Origin of the sequence: Sphingomonas sp. 66-10 (assembly GCF_001897045.1) — a bacterium.
Lineage (GTDB): Bacteria > Pseudomonadota > Alphaproteobacteria > Sphingomonadales > Sphingomonadaceae > Sphingomonas > Sphingomonas lycopersici.
The window spans coordinates 1-11,399 of sequence record NZ_MKRR01000048.1 but is presented as its reverse complement, the minus strand read 5'-3'; the positions used below and the strand labels follow the sequence as shown (position 1 = coordinate 11,399).

Here is an 11,399-nt window from a genome sequence, read left to right as displayed (position 1 = left end):
CAAAGGGCTGCCCTTCTCCCTCGGAAAGAAAGTGCAGGGCTTCGACAAGCTCAGCCCGAACGGGGAGAGGTAGGTTTAACCTGGTTCGCTCAGCGCGGCGACGCCCTCCCCGGCAATGCCGGGGAGGGGAAAGCGGATCAGAACTTCACCCCCGCCTCGATCGCCAGGTTGCGCGGCGGCTCGACGAAGATGATCGACCGCGTCACGGTGGTGATCGGGAAGGGCAGGCGGAACGCGCTGCCGGTGGTCAGATTGTTGGTCAGGTTCTTGCCGACGAACGCGATATGCCACCGCTCGTCCTGCGGCGCGAACTGGATGCGCAGGTCGAGCTTCGCATAGCCCTTTTGATAGCCGTAGAGCGGGCTCTGATCGTCGGAGTCGAAATAACCCGAGCGCCCGCCGACGATCGCGGTGCCGTCGAGCTTGTAGTCGCCGATATCGGCGCGGCCGTGGACGGAGACGTTGCCGGTGAACTTCGACGTATAGGGCAGGCGGTGCCCGCTCAGGTCGCAGATCGGCCCGGTCATCCCGGCGAGGCACGGCGCCCCCGGATAGCTGTCGTATTTGATATCCTGATAGGCGGCGGAGGCGGTGATGTCGAAATAGCGGCTCGGCGCGATGCGGAGCGACCCTTCGACACCCTTGGACGACGCGGCCGCCGCATTCTTGGTGATATAGGTCGAACTGTCGGGATCGTAGCCCGAGGTCTGCAGGTCGGTGAACTTGGTATCGTAGACCGAGACGTTGAGCGTCGCCTTGCCGTCGAGCAGGGTCGATTTGATGCCCGCTTCCCAGTTGCGCGAGCGTTCGGGGCGATAGGTGAAGGTGGCGTTGGTCGTGCCCAACGTGTTCGACACGAAGCCGCCCGATTTCGAGCCGCGGCCATAGACCGCATAGACCATCAGGTTGCGCGACACGTCATATTGCACGGTCACCGACGGATCGGCGAGGCCCTCGCTGATCGAGCCGGTTGCCGAGGTGAGCGGCCGGAAGATCTTTCCGCCGAGCAATGCGCCGCTGAACCGCCCGTCCTTATGGGTATTGGTGTAGCGCAGGCTGCCGATGATCCGGAGCCCCGCTGCCGGGCGCAAGGTCGCCTGGCCGAAGACCGAGACCGTGCGCGCTTGCTGGTGGAAATAGGTCTGGTTGAGCGAGACGAGATTGAGCGCCTGCAGGTTGTAATAGAGATACGGATCGACGTTATAGGTCGACCGGTCGTAATAAGCGCCGACGACATATTCGAGCGTGCCGCCGGTCGGGGAGAGCAGGCGCAATTCCTCCGAGAATTGGTGGAAGTTCTCGGGATATTTGTTGGCGACCGAATTTTCGACGATCTGCCCGGTGCCCGGCACCTGCTGATCGAAATAATTGGTCACCGAGCCGTTGAACCACGAATAGCCGGTGATCGAGGTCAGCGTGTGCGTGCCGACCTTGAGGTTGGCGGTCACCGAGCCGAGCACCGAGCGGTTGGTATAGCCTTCCTGCCCGAGCGGGCTGTTGACCGTGTACCGGACCAGCTTGGGCTGTTGCGCGGTGGTGGTCGGGCTGGATACCCCGAGCCCGCCCTCGCGCTCGTAATTCGACATTTCGACCTTGCCCGACAGGCTGAAATTGTCGGTCGGCTCCCACAAGGCGCTGACGCGGAACAATTGCAGCTTGTTGCGCGGGTCGTCCTTCCCGGTGCCGAGGTTGTGGATATAGCCGTCCTGGTTCTGCAGCCGCGTCGCGACGCGCAGCGACAGCGTGTCGGAGACCGGGCCGGAGACATAGCCGGTCAGGTCATAGCCCTCGAGATCGAAATTGTACGACCCGGTGATCCCGCCCTCGAAAGTCTTGGTCGGCCCCGCGCTGACCACGCTGATCGCGCCGGCGGGCGTGTTCTTGCCGTAAAGCGCGCCCTGCGGACCGCGCATCACCTCGACGCGTGCGACGTCGAAGAACGGGTTGAGCGCCTGGCGCATCTTCCCCGCATAAACCCCGTCCATATAGACGCTGACCGCCTGGTCGAACGAGAAATTCTGGGGCGGCGAGCCGAAGCCGCGGATATAGATCGTGTCGTTGCCGTTGGTCTGCTGGACGAACATGTTGGGCACGAAATTCTGCACCGCCTTGAAATCGGCGGCGGCGAAATCGGCGACCTTCTGCCCGGACACGACCTCCATCGAGATCGGCACGTCCTGCAGCCGCTGCTCGCGCTTCTGCGCGGTGACGACGATATCGCCGTCGGTGCGATCGGCCGGCGGGGTCTGCGCGGTCGCGTCCGGCGCGGTTTGCGCCGCGGCCGGCGTCGCGCCGATCGCCGCGGCGATCGTTCCCGCAGCGATCCCGTTGAGCAACAAGTGGAATTTGCGCATCATCTCCATCCTCCCTTCAGTGCGTCGGGCGCCGCTGCGCCTTATTGTTATGTTCTGTGTATTCACTTAGACTACTAACTATCGATTAGTCCAGTGGAGATAGACGCGATGACGGCGGAGATGGAACGGGTGCTCGGCGATTATCTGTGCACGGTCGAGTTCCACGTCGCCGGCGGGATCATTCCGATCGGCGCCTCGCCGTTCGGGGACCGCAGGATCGGCTATATCACCGGCGGCAAGTTCGATGGCCCGCGGCTGTCGGGCGAGGTGCTGCCAGGCGGGGGGAATTGGTCGGTCGGCGGGCGGATCGGCGCCGATGCCTCGGTCGGCACGCTCGATGCGCGCGCGATCCTCAAGACGCATGACGGCGCGCTGATCTATGCGCATTATCACGGCCGCAGCGTGATCCCGGACGACGTGCGGCGGGAGTTCGGCGATCCGGCTTTGGCCTCGGCGGTCGATCCGGCGCGCTATTATCTGCGCATCGCGCCGGTCTTCGAAACGGCGAGCCCCGATTATGCGTGGCTCAACGGCGTGCTGGCGATCGGGGTCGGCGAGCGCACCGATCTCGGTGCGCGGCACCGGCTCTATACGGTGCGCTGACGCTGAAGGGTCACACCAGCGCCCAGCCGCCGTCGACGTTCATCACCTGTCCGGTCATAAACCCCGATGCGTCCGAGGCGAGGAAGGCGACCGCGCCGACGATGTCCTCGGGCTCGCCCGATCGCGGGATCGTCTGCTGGCCGAGCACCATCTGCTTGATCGCCTCGCGCTTATCCATGCCCAGCGTCGATCCGGCGTGGACCTGTTCGGCGCGCTTGGGGACATAGCCGGGGGCGACCGCATTGACCGTGATGCCGTGCGGGCCGAGCTCGCGCGCCAGCGCGCGCGTCAGCCCGACGACCCCGCCCTTCGAGGTGATATAAGGCACCAGCTCGACCGGCAGCCCCTGCGAAAAGCTGGTCGAGGAGATGTTGATGATCCGCCCCGCGCCGCGTCGCTTCATCGCGGGGATCACCGCGCGGGCGCAGAGCCACGGGCCGGTCAGGTTGATCGCCATCACGCGATTCCAGTCGTCGAGCGCGATATGCTCGGCGGTGGTGAGCGGCGCGAAGACTCCGCCGGCATTGTTCACCAGCACGTCGATCTCGCCGAAATGCGCGACCGCCTCGGCGAAGGCGCTGGTCACCGATCGTTCGTCCGCCACGTCGAGCGCCACCGCGCGTGCGACATGCCCGGCGGCATTGATCTCATCGGCGACCGCCTCGGCCGCCGGCACGTCGCGATCGGCGACAATCACCCGCGCGCCGAGCGAGGCGAGATGGCGGCTATGCGCGCGTCCCAATCCGTTGCCGCCACCGGTCACGAGGATCACGCGCGTATCGAGCCCGCTCATCGGTTTTCCTTCGTCGGTCAGGCGCGGTCCAGCCAGTCGGTGAGCAGCGCGGTGGTTTGCCCGGCGGCTTCGATCGTCGGCAGATGACCGACGCCGGGCAGGATTTCGAGATGCGCGCCGGGGATGCCGTCGAGCATCTCCTGCTGCTGTTCGGCGGTGGTGATGCCGTCGGCATCGCCGCGGATCAGCAGCACCGGCGCGGTGATCGCGCCGAGCGTCGGGCGGCTGTCGATGCGGCTCATGATCGCGCGCTGCTGGCGCAGGAAGGTTTCCGCCCCGGTCTGCGCCGCCATCCGCCGCGCGAGTGCGAGCAACGGCGCATCGTCGCGCTTGGCGGGCGGGAACAGCATCGGGATGCGCTCCTCGATCACCTGATCGAACCGCCCGGCGTCGACGAGGTCGATATAGCCCTGCCGCCGCGCGGTCTGCGCCGGGCCGTCGGCGGCGGGGAGCGTCGCGATCAGCGCGAGCCGCGCCACCCGCCCGGGCGCGCGGCGCATCACCTCGAACGCGACGAACCCGCCCATCGCATGCGCGACCAGCGCAAAGCGCTCGGGCGCGGCGGCGAGCAGCCGCGTCGCCATCCCGGCGATCGTTTCGTCGCGAGTGTGATCGGCGTGATGTACGTCGCGATCGGCCCAGGCGGCGCGCTGTGGTGTCCAGGTCTCCTCGGTCAGCAACTGGCCGGAGGCGAGGACGATGGGAAGACGCGACATCAAATCACCTGATTGAGCAAGGGGTCGCCCGCCGCGAGCCGGCGAACATTCTCGGCGGCGGCAGCGAGGCTGCGCGCCAGCGTCTCGGGGGTCTGCCATGCGACATGCGGGCTGACCACGACATTGGGCAAAGCGAGCAACAGATCGGCGCGATCGACCGGCTCGGTCGCGAAGACGTCGAGCCCGGCGCCGCGCAAATGGCCGTTGCGCAGCGCTTCGGCGAGCCGCGCCTCGTCGACCAGCCCGCCGCGCGCGACGTTGATCAGCACCGCGCCGCGCTTCATCGCCAGCGGGTCGACCAGATTGGCGGTCTCGTCGGTCAGTGGGACATGCAGCGACACGACATCCGATATTGCGAGCAATTGGTCGAGTGGGAGCTGCCGCCACGGCTTGTCGGCGTGGCGGGTGCGTGCGGTGAACACCACCTCGGCGCCCAGCGCTTCCAGCGCGCGCGCCAGCCGCGCCGCGCTATTGCCCATCCCGACCAGCCCGATCGTCCGCCCCGCGACCTCGCCCATCGTGTCGAGCACCGCGGACGGCACCGCCCATTGCCCGGCACGGGTCGCGGCGTCGAGCGCGACGGTACGGCGCAGCACCGCGAGCAGCAGGGTCAACGCGCATTCGGCCACCGCCTGCGCATTGACCCCGGGCATGTTGCACACCGCGACCCCCTGCGCCTTGGCGGCGTCGAGCGCGATCGTATTCACCCCGACGCCAAGCTTCTGGATCAGCCGCAACCCTGGCGCCCCCGCGATCGCCGCCGCGCTGACCGGGGCAAGGACGTGGAGCAGCACCTCGGTATCGGCGGGCGGCGGATTGCCCGGCGCGAACGCCTGCACCGCGCCCGCACCGAACGCGGCGTCGATCTGCGCCTGGAAGCCGGCGCTGGGGATCGTGTCGATCGCGAGCTTCATCAGCCGAGCCGCGCGGCGACCGGGGCGGCGAAGGCCGAAGCGCCGGCGAAGTCGGCGTCATTGCCCATCTCCTCCTCGATCCGCAGCATTTCGTTCCACTTCGCCATCCGCTCGGAGCGGGTGAACGAACCGACCTTGAGCTGCCCGGCGTCCCAGCCGGTCGAGAGATGTGCGATCGTCACATCCTCGGTCTCGCCCGAGCGTGCCGAAACGACCATCCCCCAGCCGTGCGCGCGCGCCGCCTCCAGCGCCTCATGCGCCTCGGTGACGGTGCCGACCTGATTGACCTTGATCAGCGCGGCGTTGCACGCCCCGGCCTCCGCCGCGCCGGCGACGCGCGCGGCATTGGTGACGAGCACGTCGTCGCCGATTACCTGCACGGTATCGCCGATCGCGCGCATCACCGTCGCCATCGTCGCGAAATCGTCCTGCGAGGCCGGGTCCTCGATCGACAGGATCGGATAGCGCCGCGTCCAGCCGATCACTTCCTCGGCCATCGCCGCGCCGTCCATTCGGCGATCGTCGAGCGCGAGGCGGTAGCCCGTCGTATCGCCCAATTCGTTCGCCGCGATATCGAGCGAGATGAACACATCCTCGCCGGGGCGATGCCCGGCGGCTTCGATCGCCTTGGTCAGCGTATCGAGCGCCTGTTCGTTGGACGAGAAATTGGGCCACCAGCCGCCCTCGTCGGCGACCCCGGAAAGCGGCCCCAGTGCCTCCATCAGCCGCCCGGCGGCGCGATAGACCTCGTCGGTGATCTCCAGCGCGCGACGGAAGCTCCCCGCGCGCGGCGCCATCACCATAAAATCCTGAATGTCGGTGCGGCGCCCGGCATGTGCGCCGCCGCCGAAGATCTGGATTTCGGGGAGCGGCACGCGCACCTTGCGCCCGCCCGCGAGATAGCGCCACAGCGGCGCGCGCTCGGCAGCGGCGGCGGCGTGGAGCACCGCCATCGACACCGCGACCAAGGCATTGGCGCCGAGCCGGCCCTTGTTGGCGGTGCCGTCCAATTGCGTCAGCGTGCGGTCGATCGCCGCCTGGTCGCGCGCGTCCATCCCCGCGAGCGCGGGGGCGATTTCCGCGGCGACATTGGCGACCGCCTTGGCCACCCCCATCCCGCCGAATGCCGCGCCGCCGTCGCGCAGGTCGACCGCCTCATGCGCGCCGCGCGAGGCGCCGGCCGGGGCGATCGCGCGGCCGACCGCGCCGCCTTCGAGGCGCACCTCGGCCTCGACGGTCGGGCGGCCGCGCGAATCCCACAATTGGCGGGCGAGGACGGTGGCGATACGGAAATTGGTCATCGATGCTCCATTGGCCATGCGGCGATGAGTTGGTCGATCGGCAGCGGCGCGGCGGCGAGCAGCGCGAGCGCCTTGGCGCGCACCGTCTCCTTGGCGTTGCCGTCGAGATAAGGGGCGGGGGATTTGCCTTCGACGCGCGCGAGCAGCAGCGCCGCGACGAGCGATCCGGCACGCGTAGCGAGATCGCCGACCGGTTCCCAGGTCACCTCGGCGAGATAGGCGGCGACGAAGGCCGACGCCGAATCCTTAAGTGCCGCGGCGTGACCGGCGAGCCAGATCGTCTTGAGCAGCAGATGCGTGGTGCAGAAGGCGAGATCGAACGCCGGATCGCCGTAAACCGCGCATTCGGCGTCGAGGATCACCCCGCCCGCCGGCCCGGCGAGGATATTCTTCGGGCTGACGTCGCCGTGGACCAACGCGACGCGGCGCCGTTGGAGATCATCGGCGATCGCGTCGAGCCGCGGCGCCAGTTCGGGCCGGTTGGCCGCGACATAACGCAGGAAGGGCGAGATGCGCAGCGCGTCGAACAGGTCCATGCTGTCGAACGCGGCGGCATCGGCGGCGCGGTCGGCGGTCGCAGCGTGGATGCGCGCGAGAGCGCGCCCCAGCCCGGCGGCGAAATCGCGATCGACGCGCCCGGCGATCAGCTCGTCGCGCCACACCGGATGCGCCTCGGGCGCGAGATAGGCGAGCGCGAACATATGCTCCTCGGGCACGCTCGCCACCACCGCGGGCACCAGCCGCGGATCGATCCCGGCGACGCGCTGGAGCCAGCGCACCTCATTCTCGGCGCGCTCGACCGGCGCGAGCCACTCGGCGGCGACGCGCAATTGCGGCAAGGCGCGCTTGACGACGACCGGCGCCTCGCCCTCGATCCGCGCCAGCCATACGTCGCACGACACCCCGCCCGACAGCGGGGCGAGCGACACCGCACGCCCCGCCGGCGCGATGCCGGCGCGGCGCAGGGCGGCGATCGTGGCGGCGTCCCCCATGTCGCTCATCCCGCTCAGCTCTTGGCCGCGATCCACGCCGCCATCAGATCGGCGGCATTCTCGCGTTCCTCGATCGAATCCTCGAAGTAATGCGCGCCGGGGATCAGCTCGGGCTGCTTGTCGGACGAGCCGATATGATCGAAGATCTTGCGCGCGTCGCTCGGGAACACTCCGGTGTCAGCGGTGCCCTGCACCACCAACGCCGGGGTATCGAATTTGGCGAGGTGCGGTGCGCCCTGGCACGGCGAGGTTTCGAGGCTCCACATGTTGAGCCAAGTCTTGATCGAATTGACCCGCCCGATCGAGGGGGTGCGGTTGGCGATCGCCGGATCGCCGCGATAGCACCAGCGCGGCTTGCGCTCCGACGGATCGAGCGCCGGGTCCATGCAGCGCAAATCGCCCCATACGCGGAACATCGGGAACAGGCGATCGGGCACCCCGGCGTCGTTGAGCCGCTTCAATTCGGCCTTGGCCCAATCGGTGATGCGCTGGTTGCGCGCGCGCTGCGCGGCGCGATAGCGGGTGACGAACTCGTCCGAATAAGGCGGGGCATTGTCCGCGCTGAACGGATCGAGCGAAGGATCGGTGGCGAGCGGATCATTCTCGTCGGTCACCGATGCATCCATCCAGTCGGTCAGCACTTCCGGCCGGCCCTGATGCGCGTTGAGCGAGATATAGAGATCGGCCTTGGTGAGGTTGCGATAAAGATCGCGCACCGCCTCGGGCAGTTCGCCGTCGAGCGTCGGCTTGATCGCTTCGGCCTGATAGGCGCCCATCAAGGATCCGCCGCCCGAATTGCCGAGGATCACGATCCGCTCGACCCCCGCCTCTTCCTTGAGCCAGCGCATCCCGACCGAAATGTCGAGGATCGCGTGGTGGAGCAGGAACTGATCCTCGAACCCGCGATAGCGCGTGTTCCAGCCAAGAAAGCCATAGCCGCGCCGCGCGAAATAAGGCGCGATATAATGTTCGGCGAAGTCGACGTTGTAATGGGTGGCGATAACCGCGGTCTTGGGCTTCTTTCCCGCCGGTGCCCAGTAAATCCCCTGGCACGGATGCCCGCCCGCCTGGATGCGCGGCGCCGTGGGGGAGGGTTTGCCGATGAATTGTACGTCGAGCCCGTTGGTATCGCGCGGGTCCATGTCCACTCCTGTATTATTGCTTAGTAACCGAAGTATATCGCCGTCTATCCGCGCGGTCCAGCCTCACCGTGCGCGGGCGGGAAGGGCGGGGCGCAGCGTACCTTGCCTGAAAGGTCGCGGCCGATCAGTCCGGTCAGCCAGGATGCGGTGTCGATCGCCAGCGTGCGATCGTAACCGGTGGCGATTCCCGAGCGATCGAGCAGATAGAGCACGTCCTCGGTCGCGACATTGCCCGAGGCGCCGGGCGCGAACGGGCAGCCGCCGAGCCCGCCGAGCGCGGCGTCGATGACGCGTGCGCCGGCGCCGATCGCCGCCCAGACATTGGCGATCGCGGTGTTGCGCGTGTCGTGGAAATGGGCCCGCACCGGCAGCGGCGCGATCGCCTCGGCGACAAGCGTCACCGCTTCCGTCACCTGCGCCGGCACCGCGACCCCGATCGTATCGGCCAGCGCCACCTCGCGCGGCTGCGCGTCCGCCGCGCGCTTCGCCATTTCCACCACGCGATCGATCGGCACTTCGCCCTCGAACGGGCAGCCGAAGGCGGTGGCGATCGTGATCTGCGCGGCGCGGCCGGCGGCCCGCGCCAGCGCCACCGTCTCGCACGCGACCGCAAGCGATTCGGCGGCGGTCTGCCCCTGATTGCGAATACCGAACGTGTCGCTGGCGACGCACACCGCGCCGAGCTCGTCGACGCCGCTCGCCAGCGCGCGCTCGGCGCCGCGGCGGTTGAGCACCAGCGCGATATAGGTCACGTCGTCGCGGCGCGGCAGCCCGGCGACCACCGCCTCGGCATCGGCCATTTGCGGCACGCGCGCGGGATTGACGAAGCTCGTCACCTCCAGCCGCCGCGCGCCCGCACGGATCGCGCGGTCGATCAGTTCGAGCTTGGCCGCGGTCGAAACGACGCTGTTCTCATTTTGCAGCCCGTCGCGGGCGGCGACCTCGACGATTTCGACTGCAGGCAAGACTTGCTCCCTTCAAAAAACATAGTATCCTAAGTAAATCGTCGCCGCAACCCGCGCCATTGCCGTCGGTGCGGGTTGCGCGGGGCGATACAACACCGTCTAAACGCGTTCATGCGGTCCATCGAGTTGATCATTCATCTGTTCCAACGATTCTGCTGGCTCGACGAAGGGCTTCAGGCGCGCGTCCACGAGCGCGGCTGGCCCGATATCAGCCGGCCGCAGTCGATGGTGATGATCAACATCGTCAGCGGGGTCACCCGCCCTTCGGATATCGCGCGCCGGCTGGGGGTCTCGCGTCAGGCGATCCACACCACGATCGCGCAGATGATCGACAAGGGCGTGGTGACGCTGGAGGACGATCCCGACGACGCGCGCCACAAAAGGCTCGCGCTGACCGCGTTCGGCGAGCGGATGCGCAACGACGCGCAGGCCGCGATGACCGAGCTGACCGGGGTGCTGGCCGCGCGGATCGGGCAGGAACGGTTCGATCAATTGCTCGAAACCCTGGCGGCGGATTGGGGAAAGCCCGTATGACGCCCTGGACGATCGTCACCTCGCGCGCCGCCATATTGCCGGATGCCGATATCGATACCGACAAGATCCTCCCCGCGCGGTTCATGAAGGGCCTCGACCGGCGCGGGCTGGGCGCGCGGCTGTTCGCCGACATGCGCGCGATCGATACGCGGTTCGCGATCGATCCCGCGGCGCGGATTCTGGTGGCGGGGCGCAATTTCGGGTCGGGCTCGTCGCGCGAACATGCGGTATGGGCGCTCGCCGATCACGGCATCCGCTGCGTCATCGCGCCGAGCTTCGGCGGGATTTTCAGCGGCAATGCCGCGACCAACGGGTTGCTGCTGGTCGCGCTGGCGGGCGACGATTATGCCGCGCTGCTCGATCGAGTGGAGCGGGCGCCCGATGAGTGCATCACGGTGAGCCTCGTCGATCGCACCGTCATCGTCGGGCCGCTCAACCTGACCTTCGCGATCGACCCCGATCTGCGGCAGGTGTTGCTCGACGGGCTCGACGATATCGACCGCACGCTGCGGCACGCTGGCGCGATCGACGCGTTCGAGGTCGAGCAGGCCTGATCCGGTTTTCGGGAAAGCCTATCCCCGTTCGCCCTGAGCCTGTCGAAGGGCTGCCCTTCTTCATGGCAAGAAAAGTGCAGGGCTTCGACGAGCTCAGCCCGAACGGGGGTGGTGGGTCGTTAAATCTCCGCCGGATCGATAAGCCGCCCGGCGATCGCCGCCGCGGCGGCCATTGCCGGGCTCATCAGATGCGTCCGCCCGCCGGCGCCCTGGCGGTTCTCGAAATTGCGGTTGGAGGTCGCCGCGCACCGCTCGCCCGGCGCGAGGCGATCGGGGTTCATCCCGACGCACATCGAGCAGCCCGGCTCGCGCCAGTCGAACCCCGCCGCGCGAAAGATCTCCGCTAGTCCTTCCGCCTCGGCCTGCTGACGGACCAGTCCGGAACCGGGGACGATCATCGCCTTCACCCCGGCGGCGACATGTCGCCCGCGTGCGATCGCGGCGACCGCGCGCAGATCCTCGATCCGGCTGTTGGTGCAGCTGCCGATGAAGACGCGATCGATCGGCAGCCCGGCGATCGGCTGGCCCGGG

General features: G+C 67.9%; 12 protein-coding genes. 3 read left to right on the top strand and 9 right to left on the bottom strand.

The genetic code is table 11. The annotated features are described in order from the left end of the window. Window positions 1-137 precede the first annotated feature (137 nt). Complete coding sequence (locus BGN95_RS05600; protein WP_184316942.1) at window positions 138-2,354, bottom strand: TonB-dependent receptor; 2,217 nt, start codon at window positions 2,352-2,354, stop codon at window positions 138-140. Between the two features lie 108 nt (window positions 2,355-2,462). Between BGN95_RS05600 and BGN95_RS05595 the strand changes: the two genes are divergently transcribed. Next, the gene (locus tag BGN95_RS05595; protein WP_286771899.1) at window positions 2,463-2,957 is read left to right on the top strand and encodes a DUF3237 domain-containing protein; all 495 of its coding nucleotides are present in this window, start codon (window positions 2,463-2,465) and stop codon (window positions 2,955-2,957) included. Window positions 2,958-2,967: 10 nt separating this feature from the next. On the opposite strand, the gene BGN95_RS05590 is transcribed toward BGN95_RS05595, so the two are convergent. Genes BGN95_RS05590 through BGN95_RS05560 form a run of 7 tightly spaced genes read right to left on the bottom strand, consistent with a single transcriptional unit; the run spans window position 2,968 to window position 9,780 of the window. Beyond that, window positions 2,968-3,750, bottom strand: a complete 783-nt coding sequence (locus BGN95_RS05590) for an SDR family NAD(P)-dependent oxidoreductase (RefSeq protein ID WP_265314272.1) — start codon at window positions 3,748-3,750, stop codon at window positions 2,968-2,970. A 17-nt stretch (window positions 3,751-3,767) separates the two neighbouring features. Continuing rightward, complete coding sequence (locus BGN95_RS05585; RefSeq protein WP_286771898.1) at window positions 3,768-4,466, bottom strand: alpha/beta fold hydrolase; 699 nt, start codon at window positions 4,464-4,466, stop codon at window positions 3,768-3,770. Continuing rightward, complete coding sequence (locus BGN95_RS05580; RefSeq protein ID WP_286771897.1) at window positions 4,466-5,380, bottom strand: NAD(P)-dependent oxidoreductase; 915 nt, start codon at window positions 5,378-5,380, stop codon at window positions 4,466-4,468. The genes BGN95_RS05585 and BGN95_RS05580 overlap by 1 nt, the downstream gene beginning before the upstream one ends. Beyond that, the gene (eno, locus tag BGN95_RS05575; RefSeq protein WP_286771896.1) at window positions 5,380-6,681 is read right to left on the bottom strand and encodes a phosphopyruvate hydratase; all 1,302 of its coding nucleotides are present in this window, start codon (window positions 6,679-6,681) and stop codon (window positions 5,380-5,382) included. The genes BGN95_RS05580 and eno overlap by 1 nt, the downstream gene beginning before the upstream one ends. After that, a complete protein-coding gene (locus tag BGN95_RS05570; RefSeq protein WP_286771895.1) occupies window positions 6,678-7,709 on the bottom strand; it encodes a phosphotransferase family protein in 1,032 nt (343 codons plus the stop codon). The genes eno and BGN95_RS05570 overlap by 4 nt, the downstream gene beginning before the upstream one ends. Further along, window positions 7,688-8,815: an alpha/beta hydrolase gene (locus BGN95_RS05565; RefSeq protein ID WP_286771894.1), complete on the bottom strand. Its 1,128-nt coding sequence runs from the start codon at window positions 8,813-8,815 to the stop codon at window positions 7,688-7,690. Before BGN95_RS05565 ends, BGN95_RS05570 begins: the two co-directional genes overlap by 22 nt. A gap of 44 nt (window positions 8,816-8,859) precedes the next feature. Continuing rightward, on the bottom strand, window positions 8,860-9,780 hold the full coding sequence (locus tag BGN95_RS05560) for a hydroxymethylglutaryl-CoA lyase (protein WP_286771893.1): 921 nt from the start codon (window positions 9,778-9,780) through the stop codon (window positions 8,860-8,862). A 111-nt stretch (window positions 9,781-9,891) separates the two neighbouring features. Between BGN95_RS05560 and BGN95_RS05555 the strand changes: the two genes are divergently transcribed. Continuing rightward, a complete protein-coding gene (locus BGN95_RS05555; protein ID WP_286771892.1) occupies window positions 9,892-10,314 on the top strand; it encodes a MarR family winged helix-turn-helix transcriptional regulator in 423 nt (140 codons plus the stop codon). Beyond that, window positions 10,311-10,868: a 3-isopropylmalate dehydratase small subunit gene (gene leuD, locus BGN95_RS05550; protein ID WP_286771891.1), complete on the top strand. Its 558-nt coding sequence runs from the start codon at window positions 10,311-10,313 to the stop codon at window positions 10,866-10,868. Before BGN95_RS05555 ends, leuD begins: the two co-directional genes overlap by 4 nt. 119 nt (window positions 10,869-10,987) lie before the next feature. On the opposite strand, the gene BGN95_RS05545 is transcribed toward leuD, so the two are convergent. After that, on the bottom strand, window positions 10,988-11,399 hold a 412-nt coding region (locus tag BGN95_RS05545), incomplete at its 5' end, for an aconitase family protein (protein WP_286771890.1).